Origin of the sequence: Bradyrhizobium sp. sBnM-33 (genome assembly GCF_032917945.1) — a bacterium.
GTDB lineage: Bacteria > Pseudomonadota > Alphaproteobacteria > Rhizobiales > Xanthobacteraceae > Bradyrhizobium.
The window spans coordinates 7,202,921-7,222,005 of sequence record NZ_CP136624.1 but is presented as its reverse complement, the minus strand read 5'-3'; the positions used below and the strand labels follow the sequence as shown (position 1 = coordinate 7,222,005).

The 19,085-nt window shown below is 63.1% G+C and carries 15 protein-coding genes; 8 read left to right on the top strand and 7 right to left on the bottom strand.

Annotation, left to right across the window (positions count from 1 at the left end; all coding sequences use genetic code 11):
- Positions 1-117 precede the first annotated feature (117 nt).
- Positions 118-1,266 carry a DJ-1/PfpI family protein gene (locus RX328_RS33960; protein WP_213249673.1) on the bottom strand — a complete coding sequence of 383 codons (1,149 nt, stop codon included), beginning with the start codon at positions 1,264-1,266 and terminating at the stop codon, positions 118-120.
- A 455-nt stretch (positions 1,267-1,721) separates the two neighbouring features.
- Here RX328_RS33960 and RX328_RS33955 point away from each other — a divergent pair, with 455 nt between their 5' ends.
- Positions 1,722-2,585, top strand: coding sequence for an FAD-binding protein (locus tag RX328_RS33955; protein ID WP_249726226.1), 864 nt, complete (start codon positions 1,722-1,724; stop codon positions 2,583-2,585).
- 28 nt (positions 2,586-2,613) lie between these two features.
- On the top strand, positions 2,614-3,162 hold the full coding sequence (locus RX328_RS33950; protein WP_409410762.1) for a hypothetical protein: 549 nt from the start codon (positions 2,614-2,616) through the stop codon (positions 3,160-3,162).
- Between the two features lie 19 nt (positions 3,163-3,181).
- Here the strand turns inward: RX328_RS33950 and RX328_RS33945 are convergent, their stop codons facing one another.
- On the bottom strand, positions 3,182-4,099 hold the full coding sequence (locus RX328_RS33945) for a LysR family transcriptional regulator (RefSeq protein WP_312017971.1): 918 nt from the start codon (positions 4,097-4,099) through the stop codon (positions 3,182-3,184).
- A 795-nt stretch (positions 4,100-4,894) separates the two neighbouring features.
- A complete protein-coding gene (locus RX328_RS33940; RefSeq protein ID WP_213252177.1) occupies positions 4,895-5,356 on the bottom strand; it encodes an Lrp/AsnC family transcriptional regulator in 462 nt (153 codons plus the stop codon).
- 137 nt (positions 5,357-5,493) lie between these two features.
- Between RX328_RS33940 and RX328_RS33935 the strand changes: the two genes are divergently transcribed.
- The 3 genes from RX328_RS33935 (at position 5,494) to bla (ending at position 10,797) form a co-directional block, all read left to right on the top strand.
- Entirely contained in the window at positions 5,494-7,860 is a 2,367-nt protein-coding gene (locus RX328_RS33935) for a transketolase (protein WP_213252176.1), read from the top strand.
- Positions 7,861-8,257: 397 nt separating this feature from the next.
- On the top strand, positions 8,258-9,688 hold the full coding sequence (locus tag RX328_RS33930; protein WP_213252175.1) for an aldehyde dehydrogenase family protein: 1,431 nt from the start codon (positions 8,258-8,260) through the stop codon (positions 9,686-9,688).
- A 218-nt stretch (positions 9,689-9,906) separates the two neighbouring features.
- Positions 9,907-10,797 carry a subclass B3 metallo-beta-lactamase gene (gene bla / locus RX328_RS33925; RefSeq protein ID WP_213252174.1) on the top strand — a complete coding sequence of 297 codons (891 nt, stop codon included), beginning with the start codon at positions 9,907-9,909 and terminating at the stop codon, positions 10,795-10,797.
- Positions 10,798-10,815: 18 nt separating this feature from the next.
- Here the strand turns inward: bla and RX328_RS33920 are convergent, their stop codons facing one another.
- Entirely contained in the window at positions 10,816-11,784 is a 969-nt protein-coding gene (locus RX328_RS33920) for an SMP-30/gluconolactonase/LRE family protein (RefSeq protein WP_213252173.1), read from the bottom strand.
- A 94-nt stretch (positions 11,785-11,878) separates the two neighbouring features.
- On the opposite strand from RX328_RS33920, the gene RX328_RS33915 reads away from it, so the two are divergent.
- Positions 11,879-12,697, top strand: coding sequence for an NAD-dependent epimerase/dehydratase family protein (locus RX328_RS33915; RefSeq protein ID WP_213252172.1), 819 nt, complete (start codon positions 11,879-11,881; stop codon positions 12,695-12,697).
- A 123-nt stretch (positions 12,698-12,820) separates the two neighbouring features.
- Entirely contained in the window at positions 12,821-14,527 is a 1,707-nt protein-coding gene (locus RX328_RS33910) for an IlvD/Edd family dehydratase (RefSeq protein ID WP_213252171.1), read from the top strand.
- A gap of 132 nt (positions 14,528-14,659) precedes the next feature.
- On the opposite strand, the gene RX328_RS33905 is transcribed toward RX328_RS33910, so the two are convergent.
- The gene (locus tag RX328_RS33905; protein WP_213252170.1) at positions 14,660-15,451 is read right to left on the bottom strand and encodes an enoyl-CoA hydratase/isomerase family protein; all 792 of its coding nucleotides are present in this window, start codon (positions 15,449-15,451) and stop codon (positions 14,660-14,662) included.
- Between the two features lie 272 nt (positions 15,452-15,723).
- On the opposite strand from RX328_RS33905, the gene RX328_RS33900 reads away from it, so the two are divergent.
- Positions 15,724-16,944 (top strand): NAD(P)/FAD-dependent oxidoreductase, encoded by a 1,221-nt coding sequence (locus tag RX328_RS33900; protein ID WP_213252169.1) that lies wholly within the window; start codon positions 15,724-15,726, stop codon positions 16,942-16,944.
- Positions 16,945-17,043: 99 nt separating this feature from the next.
- On the opposite strand, the gene rbsK is transcribed toward RX328_RS33900, so the two are convergent.
- On the bottom strand, positions 17,044-17,958 hold the full coding sequence (gene rbsK / locus RX328_RS33895) for a ribokinase (protein ID WP_213252168.1): 915 nt from the start codon (positions 17,956-17,958) through the stop codon (positions 17,044-17,046).
- A 24-nt stretch (positions 17,959-17,982) separates the two neighbouring features.
- Positions 17,983-18,876, bottom strand: coding sequence for a sugar kinase (locus RX328_RS33890; protein WP_213252167.1), 894 nt, complete (start codon positions 18,874-18,876; stop codon positions 17,983-17,985).
- Positions 18,877-19,085: the final 209 nt, after the last annotated feature.

Here is a 19,085-nt window from a genome sequence, read left to right as displayed (position 1 = left end):
GGGTGGGCAAAGGCGCGTGAGCGCCGTGCCCACCATCTATCCATGTTCTCGATCTTATGGTGGGCACGCTTCCGCCTTCGCTCTTCGAGCTACGGCGGACAAGTCGCGTTGCCCACCTTACGGCATTTGACGTTTCGGATACTCCAACTGCATCGCGACGAAGTCGGCGGTATCTGTTCCGTAACGTGCAGCAATGCCCGCGAGCGCGTGGTCCAGCGCCTCCGCCGGTTTCGGATTCTCGCTCGTCGGAAGCAATCGCGCCGCGGGCCAGTTCGCCGCGATCTGGTCGGGAAGTATCCGCAAGCCGCCGCGACTCTGCTGCGCGCCGGTAGCACTGGCAAACGTCAGCGCGTGCGACCGATAGGTCCGCGACCATGCGTCGGTGACGAGCGCCAGCGACACCTCGTCGACGCCAGGTTTGAGCTCGATGCCGAGCTGCTCGTGGGCCCAGAACGCGGCCGTGTTGCGGACGGCCGTCAGCGCAAACGGGCGCGTGAACTTGAACGCATCGCTCTGATGGCGCGCATCCCAGTCGGGAAGGCCGATCTCGCGGCCGACGGCGCGCGCCTTGTCGCGGCCGGAAATCGCCTCGACCAGGGTGAGCGACATCGGCATCGACGCCGTGATCCCGGTGGTCGTCGCCACGCCCTTGTCAACCACCAGCCGCCGGTCTTCGACATAACGCATTGTCGGATGCTTGCCGCGCAACTCCTTGACGAAATACCAGTGCGTGGTGGCCTGCTTGTCGTGCAGCAGCCCGGCATCGCCAACCACCTTGGCGCCGGCGCAGACGCCGATCACGATTGCGCCCTTGGCCGATTGGCTCTGGATCCATCGCAGCGCCTCGGGATCGTCGTCGCGGCTCATGGCGGGGACGATGACATAGTCAGCGCCGTCAGAATGCTGCACATCAAATTCCGCGGCGGTCGCCTGCGGTTCGATCTTGAGCGTCGGATAGAGCGTCACCGGACCCGGTTTCGTCGCCAGCGCGACGACGTCGGCGACGTCGGCGCGCTTGAGGATGCCATAAGGGATGAGATAGTCGGTGGTCTCGGTGGCATCGTTGATCCCGATGATCGCGATCAGCGGCCGCTGCCGCTTCGGCGGCTTCAGCCCCGCGACCATCGCATCGCGCTCGTCTTGCGCGATCGCTGGCGGGGCCGCAGTCGAAGGCGCCGGCGGCAGCGAGAAAATCCAGGCTCCGCCGATCAGGGCAACAAGTGCGACTGCGGCGAGCGCGCTCCATATTACACGTCGCGAATTCATCGGTTTGCCGGCACGTGCCTCACTCATATCGACCAACCGCAGTCTACTGCCGCGGTGATCCATCTGAAATGACGTAAATCCGGCGAAAACGGCCATGCGTGGAGAGTGCGAAACGACAGAGGTGACCTCGACGACGCAGTCCGCTTCGATCTCGTGTCCCGGACGCGGCGCAGCGTGAAACGCTGCGACGCAGAGCCGGGGACCTATGCCACCGCGTGGACCCCGGCTCTGCAGCGCACCGCTTGCGCGCTGCGCTGCGTCCGGGGAACGCAAGAGATCGCGGCGGCGGTTCCATGGATTGTCAGCCTTCAGGCCGACGCAGCACGAAGGGCTACCGCTGCCGGGATCCTCCCGGTTTGCGGGAATGTCCATCCGGCGTGGCAGTTATTGTCTCATGCCGGATGAGGCCGCAGCTTTGCGGGCGAGCATCACCTCCTCTGGACAAGGAGGGCTTCATGCCATCGGACAGACGTATGTTCCTGGGCGCGGGCCTCGGCGTCACCGCCGCGCTCGCTTCGCGCACCAGCGGGTTGACGGCATCGGCGCAGCCGGTGTCGTCAGACGGTCCGCCTCTGCCTGCCGATGTACGCCTTGAGCCGGAAGTTCGCGCCGCCGCAGCCCATGATTTTGGCCGCCTCATTCAGAAGCAACCGCGCGGCGTGCTCAGGCCCGCATCGAGCACCGACATCGCGCGCCTGATGCGCTGGGCCAGAGGCGCTGATGTCAAAGTAGCGGCGCGCGGGCAGGGCCATTCGATCTATGGCCGCTCCCTAGTCGAGGACGGCATCGTGGTCGACACGAGCGCGATAAACGCGATCCGCGATATCAAGCACGATCACGTCGTGGTCGACGCCGGGGCAGTGTGGCGCGATCTGCTCGACGCGACCTTGGCGCAAGGACTCACGCCGCCGGTACTGACCAACTATCTCAGCCTCTCGGTCGGAGGAACGATCGCGGTGGGCGGCATCGGAGCGACGTCATCCCGGCATGGCATGCAAACCGACAACGTCATCGCGCTGGACGTAGTGACGGGTGACGGAAACGAGTTGAGCTGCTCGGCAACTGCGGATCCGGATCTCTTCGACAGCGTCCGCGCCGGTCTCGGCCAATGTGGCATCGTTACCCGGGCAACGCTGCGCCTGGTGCGCGCGCCCGAGCGCATCAGGCGCTTTCAGCTCTTCTACCGCGATTTGCCATCGCTGACGGCGGACCAGCGGCGCGTGCTGACGGAAGGGCGCTTCGACCAGTTGCAGGGGGACCATTCTTCCAGGTGGCAGCGGCGGTTGGCGGTACCAGCTCGACGGCGCAATATCTTATGACAGCGGTTCGGATCCCGATGACAAGGCGGTGCTTTCCGGATTGTCGGATGATCGCGGCGCCGCCGTGATCGCCGACCTGACCTATCGCGAGGACGCCTTTGCGTTTGGGAAGTTCGAAAATCTGCTCCGCTCCAAAGGCCAATGGTCCAACCCGCAACCTTGGCTTTTGACGTTCCTGCGCGGCAGCAACGCCGAACGGGTCGCCGGCGACATTCTGGCTGGTCTGAAGGGCGATGCTGTTGGTCCGTTCGGGCGGATAACTCTTTACCCTCTGCTCACGAGCGCATTTCATACGCCGCTGGTTCGCCTGCCGAAGGAAGACATGGTCTTCGTCTTCAATCTCATTCGCATCCCTGCATCGAACGATGCAGCGGCGGCGGAGCGGATGGTCGCCGACAATCGCAGGCTCTACGATCGCATTCGAGAAGCCGGCGGCGTTCAATATCCGGTCAGTGCCTTTGCCATGTCGCCTGGCGATTGGGAGGTTCACTTCGGACCAAGCTGGCTGCAGTTTCGCGAAGCCAAGCGGCGCCATGATCCCGGACATCTGCTGGCGCCCGGCTACAACATATTCTGATGCGCGGATATTTTAGAAGCTAGAGTAGATCGGCCTTCAGGCTGCTCGCCAGAAAATCCGAGAATCGCCGGACGCGTTCCAGCGGCGCCCGTGTCGGCGGCCAGACCAGTTGGATCTGCATTCCCTCGGCTTCAAATTCCGGCAGAACGATCGTGAGCGCACCCTGCGCGACGAGATCGCCGATCTGCCATAGCGGCAGCCGGGCGAGGCCTGTGCCTTCGCGCGCGGCGGCGCGGATCGAAGCGGCGCTGTTAGAACGAAAGCGGCCGTGCACCCTGATCGACTGCAGCCGGCCGTCGATCCGAAACGGCCATTTGTCGATCACCTCGGCGCCAGCCCGCAAGATGCAGGCGTGCTGCTCGAGATCGCCTGGACGCTGCGGCTGGCCATGTTCGGCGAAATAAGACGGCGCGCCAACGACGACCACGCGCAGCGTATGCAATCGGCGCGCGATCAGGGATTCATCGGCGGACTCGCCGATCCGCACGGCAATATCGAGGCCCTCCGCAACGAGATCAACCTGCTCGTCGGAGGCGCGAAGCTCGACATCCAGGTTGGGATAGAGTTTTAGAAAACGGCTGACGATCGGCGCCACGTAGGACGATGCAAACAGGACCGGCGCACCGAGTTTCAACGGCCCGAGAATTTCGCCGCGCAGATTGGCTGCCTCGGCCCGTGCCTCGATGATTTCTGCAACCGCCGGCTTGATGCGTTCGTAGAACACCCGCCCGGCCTCAGTTGGCTCCGAACGCCGCGTGGTCCGTTTCACGAGTTCGACGCCGAGCGCGCCTTCCAGCGCCATCAGCGACCGGTTGAGGGATTGCAACGGGCGCCGAAGATGACGCGAGGCCGCCGCCTGGCTGCCCTTCTCGATGACCGCCAGGAAGGCTTCGAGATCGTCCAACCGTTCCAATTCGATATACCGCGTCTGATACACCGCCCTTTCGGATGCTGCATCGAACATCCAGCGATTGCAAGGTCGGCAGGCGCGACAGGCAAATCACTTCTGATTTTCCGAAATCGTGTCAAGACCAGGAATCAAAAATATTCCGCTTCACGCGAGAGGCAAATCAGCCGCATAACTCTGCCCGTCTCACCCGATGGAGGGGCGGCTCGCGATCGTCACGAACGTGCGGTGAGATGCGGTGGACGCGAGAGGTGCGCTAGACGTGCGCGCCCGACGCGTACGGCGAAGTCGTGTGGTTCTGGCGCCGCGGTGCTCGCTTTAAGTCCGAGAGAAGCGAAGCTTCTCGGGGGCGACGGTGGCAAGAAAGCCGTTCACCGGGAAGAGCACGAAGTAAGCCGTAAAGCCATTGCGCAGGGAAGGCCGGGATGCTCCCGCTGTACCTGTATGCTCGTGTGCACTTTTGTTTGCGCAAATCGCACGCGAGACCGCGGGTGCAGCCAGCACCCGGTCTTCCCAGCGCCCTCTGTTTGAGAGAGGGCGGGAAACGAAGTTGCAAACCTCGGGCGATCAGCGTCGCGAGAATACCGCCATATGTTCAGTCGTCATCCCCCGCGAAGGCGGGGATCCAGTATTCCAGAGACAGCAGTGATTGAACCTATAGGCCGCAGCGTACTGGATCCCCGCCTTCGCGGGGATGACGGTCGAGTATGCGTTGCTATCTCCACGTCATTGCGAGCGAAGCGAAGCAATCCATCCGTCCACGCCAACAGTCTGGATTGCTTCGTCGCTGACGCTCCTCGCAATGACGGGGAGAGAGCCGCGCAATCACACCGGCAGCGCGATCGAGTACTTCACCTGGCTCAGCGCAAAGCTCGACTCAATGGACGCGATGCCGTCGAGCCGCGTCAGCTTGTTCTTCAGGAACGCTTCATAGGAGGAGAGGTCGGCGGCGACCACGCGCAACAGGTAATCGCGATTACCGGTCATCAGATAGCACTCCAGCACCTCGTCCCATTTCGAGATCGCTTTGGCAAAGCGGTTGAGGTCTTCCTCCTTCTGCCGTGCCAACTTGATCGAGATAAAGACGCTGACATGGAGCCCGAGCGATTTCTGGTCGACGGTTGCGATGTAGCGGGTGATGACGCCGCGTTCTTCCAGAAGCTTGACGCGGCGATGGCAGGGCGACACGGACAGGCCGACCCTGTCGGCGAGCTCCTGCATGGTCATGCGGCTGTCGGATTGCAATAGGCTGAGGATTTTGCGATCGATGGCGTCGAGGGAGATCATTGGGACAAACTCGGGGTTTGGAGGCTACTCATGGGAAATTATCCCAATATCGGGCGGTATGTCGCAGGAAATTGAGAATTTTGGTAGCCCACCGCCCGCTAAAATCGGCGCATACTGAACGCCTCCGGAGCATGGCCATGCCGATCGAGCCCGCACGCCTGGAAATGCTAACCGCGCTGGCGCGCAAGGTGTTGTGGTTGTCGTCATGGACCATCCATCACGCCAATCACGTCAGGCCCAACGTCGATGGCTTAAAGGTCGGCGGCCATCAGGCATCATCCGCCTCGCTCGCCAACATCATGTCGGCCCTGTACTTCTCGGTGCTGCGTCCGCAGGACCGCGTCGCGGTGAAGCCGCATGCAAGCCCGGTGTTCCACGCCATCCAGTATCTGTTCGGCCAGCAGACCCGCGAGAAGCTTGAAAATTTTCGCGGCTACAAGGGCGCGCAATCCTATCCGTCGCGCACCAAGGATGCCGACGACGTCGATTTCTCGACCGGCTCGGTCGGCCTCGGCGTCGCGCAAACGCTGTTCTCGTCGCTGGTGCAGGATTACGTCACCGCGCATGGCTGGATGAAGGATCGGCCCGAGGGTCGCATGATTGCGCTCGTCGGCGACGCCGAGATGGACGAAGGCAACATTTTTGAGGCACTGCTCGAGGGCTGGAAGCATGCGCTGCGGAACACCTGGTGGGTGGTCGATTACAACCGCCAGAGCCTCGATGCGGTCGTCCGCGAAGGGCTGTGGGCGAAGTTCGAGACGATGTTTCGCAATTTCGGCTGGGAAGTCGTGATCGTGAAATACGGCCGCCTGATGCAGGCGGCGTTCGCCGAGCCCGGCGGGGAAGCCTTGCGGCGCTGGATCGACAATTGCCCGAACCAGATGTATGCGGCGCTGTGCTTCCAGGGCGGCGCGGCGTTCCGAAGACATCTGCAGGACGACATCGGCGATCAGGGGCAGGTCTCGCAACTGATCGACCGCCGCAGCGACGACGAGTTGCTGGCGCTGATGTCCAATCTCGGCGGCCACGACATGGCCAGCATGATCGAGGCATTTGAATCGATCGATCACGATCGGCCCGTCTGCTTTATCGCCTACACCATCAAAGGCGTCGGCCTGCCAATGCAGGGCCACAAGGACAACCACGCGGGGCTGATGACGGTCGCGCAGATGGAGAAGTGGCGCGCCGCGCAGAACATCCGATCCGGCCATGAATGGGACAAGTTCGAAGGGCTGTCGCAGCCGCCGGCCGAGCTCGAAGCTTTTTTGGCGGCAGCGCCCTTCAACCAGGAAGGCCGCCGCCGGCTGACCGCGCCGGTGATCGAAGTGCCCGAGCGGCTTACCTTCAAGCCGGCGGTGCAGATGTCGACGCAGCAGGGCTTTGGGCTGGTGCTCAATGAACTCGCGCGAGGCGATAGCGAACTGGCCGCGCGGATCGTTACCGCATCGCCTGACGTCACCGTCTCGACCAATCTCGGCGCTTGGGTCAACCGCCGCGGGCTGTTCGCCAAAGCGGAAAACCACGACCTGTTCCGGCAGGAGAAGATCCCGTCTGCCTATACCTGGGAATTCTCGCCGAAGGGACAGCACATCGAACTCGGTATCGCCGAGATGAATCTGTTCATCATGCTCTCGGCGCTCGGGCTGTCGCATCAGATCAACGGCGAGCGGCTGCTGCCGGTCGGCACGCTGTACGATCCTTTCATCGAGCGCGGCCTCGATGCGCTGAACTATGCCTGTTATCAGGACGCGCGCTTCATGGTGGTGGCGACGCCATCCGGCATCACGCTGGCGCCGGAAGGCGGCGCGCATCAGTCGATCGCGACACCTTTGATTGGCATGGCGCAGGACGGGCTGGCCTCGTTCGAACCGGCGTTCGTCGATGAACTTGCCGTGATCATGGGGTGGGGCTTCCGCCACATGCAGCGTGAAGACGGCGAGGGCGGTTCGGTCTATCTGCGGCTGTCGACCCGCACGGTCGACCAGCCGCAGCGCATCATGACGCCTGCCCTGCAGAGCGATATTACCGAGGGCGCCTATTGGATGCGCCAGCCGGGGCCAAACTGCGATCTCGTGATCGTCAATACCGGCGCGGTCGCGCCGGAGGCGATCGAGGCGGTTGGCTTCATCGGCGAAAGCCACCGCGATGTCGGTTTACTGGCGGTAACCTCCGCGGACCGGCTGCATGCGGGTTGGTCCGCCGCGCGGAACTTGCGGCGCGACCGCCGGGGCGTGCAGCACCTCAGCCATATCGAAAAATTGCTGGCGCCGCTGTCGCGGGATTGTGGCCTCGTCACCGTCATTGACGGCCATCCGGCCGCGCTCGGCTGGCTCGGCAGCGTCCGCGGCCACCGCGCTGAAGCGCTCGGCGTCGAGCAGTTCGGCCAGACCGGCACGATCGGCGACCTCTACCGCCACTACGGCATCGACGCCAACGCCATCATTGATGCTGCCGAAAGCCTCACGGTGGGCGCGCCGGTGCGGCATCGGAAGATGGCGGTGTGAGAGACTGATGCGAGACTTCCGATGCGGCGCAACCCCCACCCCGACCTTCCCCCGCAAGAGCGGGAGAGGGGGCGCAGCGCGGGCTTGGCGACGATTGCGTAACAGCGTGAGACATTGAAGTTGCGTCTAGACGCTACATTGAATTTTCACTCGCTGTTCGCAGCGAGCCCTCCCTCTCCCGCTTGCGGGGGAGGCCAGGGGTGGGGGTCTCTCCGCACGGCACGGCAGATGCCACCATGAGCGCCTTGCCCCTTCCACGCCCCCCATCTTATATCCAGCGCCTGCCGCATCGCGGCACCCCGCATATGGCGGGTTCAACTGCCCTGGCTTTCGTGCAAGGATGCCTGCCGAACGCTTCCGTTCCTCCTCCATTGCTCCGAGATTAAAGAGGTTTCCGATGGTCAATCGCATGCAGTTCTACATCGATGGCGCCTGGGTTGATCCCGTCGTCAAGAAATCCACCCCGGTCATCAATCCGGCGACCGAAGAAGCGATGTATGAAGTTGCGCTCGGCTCCAAGGCCGACCTCGACAAGGCCGTTGCCGCCGCCAAGCGCGCCTTCGTGACCTATTCGCAGACCAGCCGCGAGGAGCGCGTCGCGCTGCTGGAAAAGATCATCGCGATCTACAAGGGCCGCATGAAGGAGATCGGCGCGGCTGTCTCGGACGAGATGGGCGCGCCGCTCCCGATGGCGGAAAAGCTGCAGGCCGGTGCTGGCTTGGGCCACATCATGTCGACGCTGGAAGTGTTGAAGAACTATCATTTCGAAGAGACGCTCCCCTCGGCCGTGGTCGTGCGCGAGCCGCTCGGCGTCGTCGGCATGATCACGCCATGGAACTGGCCGCTCAACCAGATCGCCTGCAAAGTCGCGCCCGCGCTCGCCGCCGGCTGCACCATGATCCTGAAGCCCTCGGAATTCACCCCGACCTCGGCGCTGATCTTCGCCGAAATCCTGCATGAAGCGGGCGTGCCGAAGGGCGTGTTCAACCTGCTCAACGGCCTTGGCCCCGAAGTCGGCGCCGCGATGGCCGAGCATCCCGACATCGACATGATCTCGTTCACCGGCTCGACCCGCGCCGGCGTCGACGTCGCCAAACGCGCCGCACCGACCGTGAAGCGCGTCAGCCAGGAATTGGGTGGCAAGTCGCCGAACGTCATCCTCGAAGGCGCCGACCTCACCAAGGCCGTCACCGGTGGTGTGATGCACATGTTCAACAACTCCGGACAATCGTGCAACGCGCCGTCGCGTATGATCGTGCCGCTGTCGAAGATGAAGGAGGTCGCCGCCATCGCCAAGGGTGTCGCCGACAAGACCAAGGCCGGCGATCCCCGCGCCGAGGGCACCACCATCGGCCCGGTGGTCAACCGCGGCCAGTGGGACAAGATCCAGGCGCTGATCAAGAAGGGCATCGATGAAGGCGCCACGCTGGTTGCCGGCGGTCCCGGTCTCCCCGAGGGCGTCAACAAGGGCTTCTACGTTCGCCCGACCATCTTCGCCGACGTCACCAACGAGATGACGATTGCGCGGGAGGAAATCTTCGGACCGGTGCTAACCATCATCGGCGCCAAGGATGAAGCCGATGCGGTGCGCATCGCCAACGATACACCCTATGGTCTCGCCGGTTATGTCACGGGCGATACGGTCGAAAGCGCGCGCCGGGTGGCGCGCCAGATCCGCGCCGGCAACGTCAATCTGCAGGGCGTGCCGAACGATCGCACCGCGCCGTTCGGCGGCTACAAGCAGTCCGGCAACGGCCGCGAGTGGGGCAAGTACGGCCTCGAGGAATATCTCGAGGTGAAGGCTGTCGCCGGCTACAACGCGGCGTAAGCCTTAACGTCATTGCGAGCGACGCAATCCATCTGTCGATCAGCAATGGACTGCTTCGTAGGGTGGGCAAGGCGCATTTGCGCCGTGCCCACCATCTCGCGCATCGCAAGAATGGTGGGCACGCTTCCGCCGTCGCTCTCCGAGCTACGGCAGACAAGTCGCTTTGCCCACCCTACGTTCGCGTCGACATGCAGTCGCAAGAAAAGTAGAGGGTGGAGATGAAGAAAATTGCCGTCGCGCTTGTCGCGCTGATGTCGCTTGCCGGCACAGTGCAGGCCCAGACCGTCAAGGATCTGCTCGAAACTCTCAGGGCAAAGTGGAACACGCCGACCGAGCCGTTCAAGATGATCGGCAACGTCTATTACGTCGGAACCGATGGCCTCGCCTCCTATCTGATCACATCGCCGCAAGGCCATATCCTGGTCGATACAGTGATGCCGGAATCGACCTCGCAGATCAAAGCGAACATCGAAAAGCTTGGCTTCAAGATCACCGATATCAAATACCTCCTCAACACCCATGCCCATATTGATCACACCGGCGGCCTCGCCGAGATGAAACAGGCCAGCGGCGGCCAGATGGTCGCCGGCGAAGCCGACAAGCCGCTGCTCGAAGGCGGCTACTATCCGGGCGCGCAGGAGGACGACGCGCTCAAGTTCCCGCCCGTGAAGGTCGACCGCACGGTGCGCGAAGGCGACAAGGTTACGCTCGGCGATGTCACGCTGACCGCGCGCGAAACGCCCGGCCATTCGCCGGGCTGCACGAGCTGGGAATTCCCGGTGAAGGACGGCGATGCGGCGCGCTCGGTCCTGATCTTTTGCAGCGGCACGGTGGCGCTGAACCGCCTCGTCAGCAACCCCACCTATTCCGGAATCGTTACCGATTACCGGAAGACGTTCGCGCGGGCCAAGGACATGAAGGTGGACGTGCTGCTCGCGCCGCATCCGGAAATGTACAAGATGGCGGAAAAGCGCGCCAAGCTCGCCGAAGGCGGTTCCAATCCGTTTGTCAGTCCCGGCGAGTTCAATGATTATGCTGCAACGCTGGAGAAGGCGTTTGAAGACGCGCTCGTCAAGCAAACTGCCGCTGCGCAGGAGAAGAAGGGGTGAGCGCCGGCGGGCGGGGAGCTATCCGCCCGGCGCGCCCTGCGTGTTCACGTAAAGCGCGTAGATCGACTGGCTTGCGGCCATGAACAGGCGGTTGCGCTTCACGCCGCCGAAGCAGAGATTGGCGCAGCGCTCGGGTAGCGCGATGCGGCCGATCATGACGCCGTCGGGTGCGAACACGACCACGCCGTCGAGTTCGGGATCGCCCATGCCCCAGCCGCACCACAGATTGCCATCGATGTCTATTCGAAAGCCGTCCGGCGTGCCGGGGCCCGCATCGACAAACACGCGCTTGTCGGAAAGCTTGTCGCCAGAAGGCGAGACGTCATAAGCGAGAATCTTGCGGTTGGGCACGCCTCGGGACTCGATGATATAGAGGATTTTTTCATCCGGCGAGAAAGCGAGCCCGTTCGGTCCCAGCACGCCCTCGGCGACAATGGTGGCCTTGCCGGTCGCGGCATCCAACCGATAGACGTTGGCGTCAATTTCGGGCTCGGCCTTGTAGCCCTCGTAATTGCCGAGCAGGCCGAACACCGGATCGGTGAACCAGATCGAGCCGTCGGACTTCACGACGACGTCGTTCGGCGAATTCAGCCGCTTGCCGTCGAAGGAATCGATCAGCACCGTGATCGATCCGTCATATTCGGTACGCGTCACCCGCCGCCCGCCATGCTCGCAGGTGATCAGGCGTCCCTGGCGGTCTCGGGTGTTGCCATTGGCGAAATTCGACGGCTTGCGGAAGATGCTGACCGCGCCGGTCTCCTCCTCCCACTTGATGATGCGCTGGTTCGGAATGTCGCTGCACAACAAATATCGCCCGTCACCGAACCACACCGGCCCTTCGGCCCAGCGTAGCCCCGTTGTCAGCCGTTCCACGGCCGACAGCTTGAGGCAGTATTTTTCGAACCGCGGATCGAGCGCACGGATAGCCGGATCAGGGTAATAGGTCGCCGGGCGCCAGCCGGCGGAATGCGATGCTGCATCGGACATTTGCTGTTCTCGTTGGTGCGTTCCCATAGCGTTTGGGTTAGCTATCATTCCCTGCTAATGACCGCAAATCGGTCGCAAGACTAAGAGGAAACAAATGCCACGCATATTGATGACCGGCGCGGCCGGCGGGATCGGCACATCCTTGCGCAAGCTGCTGCCGCCGATCTATCCGGACCTGCTGTTGAGCGATTTGAAGCCGCCGGCCGATCTAGGCAAGGATGAGAAGTTCAAGGCGGCCGATCTCGCCGATCTCACCCAGGTCGAGGCGATCTGCGAAGACATCGACGGCATCCTGCATTTCGGCGGCTATTCGGTGGAGGGTCCCTGGGATTCGATCCTGCAATCCAACATCATCGGCGGCTACAATCTGTTCGAGGCCGCGCGGAAGAAGGGCGTCAAGCGCGTGGTGTTCGCTTCGTCGAACCATGCGGTCGGCTTCTACCCGCGCCATCACCGCATCGGCACCGACGTCACCGCGCGACCCGACAGCCGCTATGGCGTTAGCAAGGTGTTCGGCGAAGCGGTCGGCGCGCTCTATGCCGACAAGCACGGACTTGGTGTCACCTGCATCCGGATCGGAAATTTCGGCGAGAAGCCGCTCGACCATCGCAGGCTTTCGATCTGGCTGAAGCCGGAAGACCTGGTGCAGCTCTGCCGGATCGGACTCGACCATCCCGACATTCACTTCGAAATCCTCTACGGCGCTTCCTATAATGAACGCGCCTGGTGGGACAACCATCGCGCCTACGAGCTCGGCTATCGGCCGACCGGCAGGGCTGAGGATTTCCGCGAACACGCCATGGCCGAGCAGGCCAAGCTCAAGCCGGACCCAGTCGGCGATTACTACCAAGGCGGCACGTTCTGCTGCATGGAGTTCGACGGCGACGAGAGCCGGATTATCGACTGGAAGTGAGATATCGAATTCCGGGTCCTACGCCCTTGCGGCGCCGGCCCGAAGACCATACTGACGATCATATGTGACCCGGCCTCACCAAGACGCCTGGAAACCGGAGCCTCGAAAAACGGGAACAAGACGATGGCCGACGGACTTCGCAAGGGACTGACGAGTTATGGCGATGCTGGCTTCTCGCTATTCCTGCGCAAGGCCTTCATCAAGGCGATGGGCTATTCGGATGATGCGCTCAATCGGCCGATCGTCGGCATCACCAATACCTACAGCGACTACAATCCCTGTCACGGCAACGTTCCGCAGATCATCGAAGCGGTGAAGCGCGGCGTGATGCTGTCGGGCGCGATGCCGATGGTGTTCCCGACCATTTCGATCGCGGAGAGCTTCGCTTATCCGACCTCGATGTACCTGCGCAATCTGATGGCGATGGACACCGAGGAGATGATCCGTGCGCAGCCGATGGACGCCGTGGTCGTGATCGGCGGTTGCGACAAGACGTTGCCGGCGCAGATCATGGCCGCAGTCTCAGCCGACCTCCCGACCGTCGTCATTCCAGTGGGTCCGATGGTGGTCGGTCATCACAGGGGCGAGGTGCTCGGCGCCTGTACCGATTGCCGCCGGCTCTGGGCGAAATATCGCGCCGGCGAAATCGATGACAACGAGATCGAAGCCGTCAACGGCCGGCTGGCGCCTTCGGTCGGCACCTGCATGGTGATGGGCACCGCCAGCACCATGGCGTGCATCGCCGAGGCACTCGGTTTGTCGCTGCCGATGAGCGCAACGATCCCGGCGCCGCATGCCGAGCGATTCCGTTCGGCGGAGGCCAGCGGCAGGGTGGCGGCCGAAATGGCGAAAGCCAAGGGACCGAGGCCGAGCGAGATTCTGACACCGACATCGTTCCGCAATGCGCAGGTCGTGATGCAGGCGATCGGCGGCTCGACCAATGGCCTGATCCATCTCACCGCGATCGCTCATCGCTCCCCGCACAAGATCGACCTCGAGATATTCGACAAGCTCGGCCGCGAGGTGCCGGTGCTCGTCGATCTGAAGCCGTCGGGCGAACATTACATGGAGCATTTCCACCATGCCGGCGGTGTGCCGAAGCTAATGGCGCAGCTTGGTGACCTCATCGATCTCGACGCAAAGACCATCACCGGCCAGACGCTGCGCGAGATTGTGGCCGGCGCCGAAGATGTTCCGGGACAGGACGCCATCCGTCCGCGCGACAATCCGATCAAGAGCGAAGGCGCGATGGCGGTGCTGCACGGCAACCTTGCGCCGCGCGGGGCCGTTATCAAGCAGTCGGCGGCCAGCCCAAAACTGCTGCAGCACACCGGCCGTGCCGTGGTGTTCGAATCGGTCGAGGACATGACGCTGCGGGTCGACGACCCCGATCTCGACGTCAACGCTGACGACGTGCTGGTGCTGCGCAACGCCGGTCCCAAGGGGGCGCCGGGCATGCCCGAGGCTGGCTATTTGCCGATCCCGAAGAAGCTTGCGCGTGGCGGCACCAAGGACATGGTGCGGATATCAGACGCGCGGATGAGCGGAACGGCGTTCGGCACCATCGTGCTGCACATTACGCCGGAGTCCGCCGTGGGCGGGCCATTGGCGCTGGTGAAGAATGGCGACATGATCCGGCTCGACGTCGCAAAACGCAGCATTGACCTGCTGGTGGATGACGCTGAACTGGAGAAGCGGCGGACCGCGCTCGCGCCGGCTGCAACGCCCGATTGGGCGAGGCGCGGCTATGCGCATCTGTTCAACGAGACGATTCTGCAGGCTGATGAAGGCTGCGATTTCGATTTCATGCGCGGGCAGGGAAAGAAATAGCCCTGCGGCGTCATGCCCCGAAGGCGGGGCATCCAGTACTCCGAGGCGCTGAATTCGAATCGAGAGTGCGCAGCGTACTGGATCATCCGCTTCGCGGATGATGACAGTTGAGCAGGCGGTATCAACGCGCCGCTACTTCCCTTTGCTGGTGAACTTCTTCACCGCAATGCGAAATTCATCGGTTTGCATGGCATCGATGATCTTCGCTTCCTCGGCATCGAGCTGCTGCTTCGTCGGCGTAACCGCGGCCTGATAGACCAGCGACTTGGTGCCGCTGATCGCCGCTGGCGGGTTCTGTGCCAGCCGCTCGGCGAATTTGCGCGTTTCAGCCTTCAGTCCTGCCGCCGGAACGACGCGGGCAACCAGACCCCACTCATAGGCCTGCTGCGCGGTAAAACTGTCTTCGGCCAGAAAGATCTGCAGCGCGCGGCGGGTGCCGACGGTGCCGACCATGCCGACCGTGCTGCCTCCGTCAGGCGAGACGCCGATCTTGGCATAGGCCGGCGTAAAGCGGGCGTCGTCGGCGGCAATGCAGAGATCGGCGACGAAGGCGAGCCCCATGCCGGCGCCGGCCGCGGAGCCGTGAACGCTGGACAGCACGATCTTGGGCATCCGCCGTACTGCTTCGATGAAGGCATGGTAGTGCTTCAGTAGTTCGCCGACCACGGGGGCGATCGTATCGTTGGCGGCGGCGGCGCCGATGGTCTGCAGATCGCCGCCGGCCGAGAAGGCGCGGCCTTCACCCTCGATCACCAGCACCCTTATGTCGTCATTGCCCTCGACCTCCGCGCCGAGCTGCTCGAGCTTTTGTGCGATCGACAGATTGATCGAGTTGAAAGCCGCGGGGCGATTGAGCGTAATCGTGGCGATCGGCCCCTCGATCCTGAGCAGGGCAGGGGCGGCGGTATCATCGGAAGTCGACATGGCAAGGCCTCGCGGCGCGCTGCGGATGTACCGGGCATTTAAATGGAGAAGGCAAGATGTGACAATCCCCGGCCAGGCCCGCAAATGCGGTAAAGACCGCCCTCAGGGCCGCTGATGCCCTTGCGTCTCGTCGCACCATGAGGTCAGATAGCGCCCGTCATCGTTCGGGACGGACACGAGCGCCGCTCCCAAGGGACGAGGCAGGCAAGCCAAAATCACTGGAGAGGAAACGACATGGGTCATTCCCGTGCGCTCGAACGTAGGATGTCCCTATGATGGCAGGAGCGGTTGTGATCATCGGCGCAGGCCATGCCGGCTATCAGCTTGCGGCTTCGCTGCGCCAGCACGGCTTTTCGGAACGCATCGTGTTGTTGAACGATGAAGGCCATCTGCCTTACCAGCGGCCGCCGCTGTCCAAGGCCTATCTGAAAGGAACCGGCGGACCCGATAGCCTGATGTTCCGGCCGGAAAAATTCTATCTCGACCAGAATATCGACCTGATCTCCGATCGCGCGGTGTCGATCGACCGCGCGGAGCGCAAGGTGGCGCTCGCCTCCGGCGCTTCGCTCGATTACGGGCATCTGGTGCTGGCGACCGGCGCGCGCAACCGCCTGCTCGACATTCCCAACGCCAATCTCGACAGCGTGCGTTACTTGCGCACGCTCGACGAAAGCCAGTCGCTGCGCGACTACATCACCGAAGGCCAGCGCGTGGTCGTCATCGGCGCCGGTTTTATCGGCCTGGAGTTTGCGGCGACGGCGCGGGCCAAGGGCCTCGAAGTCGACGTCGTCGAACTCGCCACGCGCGTGATGGCGCGCGCGGTGACGGCGGAGATCTCGGAGTTCTTCCAGTCGCGGCATACTGCGGCCGGCATCCGGATTCACCTCGGCGTGCAGGTCACCAGCATCGAGAGCGACGGCCGCAAGGTTACGGGCGTCAGCCTCAGCGACGGCCGGCACATGAAAGCCGACCTGATTGTGGTCGGTGTTGGCGTGTTACCGAATGTGGAACTGGCAATGGACGCCGGCCTGCCGGTCGCGTCGGGCATCATCGTCGATGAGCACTTGCTGACCGCCGATCCCAATATCTCGGCGATTGGCGACTGCGCGTTGTTTGCGAGCCCGCGTTTCGGTGGCTCGCTGCGGCTGGAGTCGGTGCAGAACGCCACCGACCACGCGCGCTGCGTCGCGTCCCGGCTGACCGGCGATGCCAAGCCGTATGACGGCCTGCCTTGGTTCTGGAGCGATCAGGGGCCAGACAAGCTCCAGATCGCGGGACTAACCACCGGCTACGACCACGTGGTGGTGCGCGGTGATCAAGCCCAGGCGGCATTCTCGGCTTTTTGCTACAGGGGCGGGCAACTCGTCGGCATCGAGTCCGTCAACCGCGCGGGCGATCACATGTTCGGACGGCGCCTGCTTGCCGCCCATGGCTCGATCACGCCCGAGCAGGCGGCCGATGCGAGCTTCGACCTGAAGAAGGCCCTGACTTAAGCGGAGGCGGCCGAGTTCTGTAGCCCGGATGGAGCGAAGCGCAATCCGGGGCTGTTGCAAGCGGGTGAGCGTCCCGGATTTCGCTTCGCTCCATCCGGGCTACGAGCTCAACACCGTCGCCACTTCGGCTGCCGTCGGCATCGACGGCGCGGCGCCCATTCGCTGTACGCAGATCGATGCGGCGGCATTGGCGTATTCGAGCGCGTCGCCGATCGTTTCTCCTCTGGCAAGCTGCGCAGCGAGGGCGCCGACGAAGCAATCGCCGGCGCCAGTGGTGTCCACGGCCTTTACGGCCCGTCCCGCAATCAGCGTGGGCTCGCCGCGTACAATCGCGAGCACACCGCGCTTGCCAAGTGTAACGCAGATGATCTTGTCTGAAGCCGTTGGCAGGCGCAGCGCCGCTTCGACGAATCGGGAAGGGTCGTCGGTGTCGTGAAGCTCGGTCTGCGCGAGAAGCCCCAGCTCGGTTTCGTTGAGAACAAGGATATCGACGAGATCGAGCAACTCGGGGCCGCAGGCGATCGCCGGCGCCGGATTGAGGATGGTAGTCGCGCCGGCGGCGCGCGCTCGTTTGAAGAAGGCGACGATCGTGGGCTGCGGAATCTCGAACTGACTTACGGCAATGTCGCCTTTGGCAAGCGTGGGGACGGCGATATCGTCGGCACTGACCAGCGCATTGGCGCCGGGCACGACGACGATGGTGTTGTCGGCGTTGGCGATCGTGATCACGGCCGTTCCGGTATGGACATCCGCAGTGTCCTTGACCAGAGCGAGGTCGACGCCTTGGGCGGTGAGAAATTGCCGCAATTGCTGGCCGAACGCATCCGCGCCTAGCCGGCCGATCAGCGTTGACGGTGCGCCGAGTTTTGCGGCGGCCACGGCCTGGTTGGCGCCCTTGCCGCCTGGAAAATAATGCACCGCTTGACCTGCGACGGTCTCGCCGACCTTTGGATGCCGGTCGGCCGTCGCCACCACATCCATGTTGATGCTGCCGGCGACGAACACGCGCCCCATGCCTACTAACCCCCGTTCGCTTCCTCAGGCGCTGACCTGAAACTCTCGCGTGATCGCCTCGAGGTCGGCGCGCGTGGGCAGGCCGGCCTCATTGCCGAGACGCTGGACCTTGAAGGTCGAGGCGGCGCGCGCAAGCTCGAAATGCTCCTGCCAGCTTTTAGCGGGATTGGCGAGATAGGAATAGACATAGGCGCCGTGGAAGACGTCGCCTGCGCCGTTGGTATCGATGACGCGCTCGGGTGTGACCGGAAGTGCGGGAAGGCGACGGACGGTGCCGGTCTCGTCATACCAGAGCAGGCCCTTCTCGCCCATGGTGACGCCGCCGATCCGGCATCCGCGGCTCTTCAGATAATCCAGCATGGCCTCCGGCGTCTTGTCCATCTGTTCGCACAGTCGTTCGGCCACGATCGCGACATCGATGAATTCCAGCAGCTCATGGGTGTTGGTGCGCAGGCCGCCGCCGTCGAGCGATGTCAGAATGCCGTCCTCGCGGCAGAGTTTGGCATAGTGGATTGCAGCGTCCGGCTGATGGCCATCGACATGCAGCGCGCGACAGCCCTTCAAGTTCAGCATCGGGAAGGGATGAATGTGCTCGTCGTCGCGGCAGCGTACGATGGCGCGTTTGCCGTCTTTCGGCATGATGAACGACAGCGACGAGGAGTTGACCTTGCGCGGATGGATCGAGATGCCGTATTTCGCGGCCATGTCCTGAAACATGCGGCCGAGCCAGTCGTTGGCCATGGTCGCGATCAGGTCCGGCACGATCCCGAGCTTGGCGCAGCAGAACGCCGCCGTCACGGCGTTGCCGCCAAACGATACCGCGTAGGCGGAGGCCACATGTTTTTCGTCGCCGGTCGGCATGTGGTCGGTGATGAAGGTAACGTCGATATAGGTCTGTCCGATGAAGAGGGCCTGCATGCGTTTTCCGTCATGTCCTGCAGAGTGTTGGGCGAAGATGGTCCCGGCGCGGCGCACACACATTAGCACTGGTTATCGGATGCATTCGCTGAAATTATTCGCAACCGCGCCGTCTTTGCTGCTTGAGATGGGAGTATAGAGGAGACTGCGACCGTCCTTAAGGGGGGCTTGGGCATGCCGTCGTATAACGGCTGACGGCTGCCCGGGTT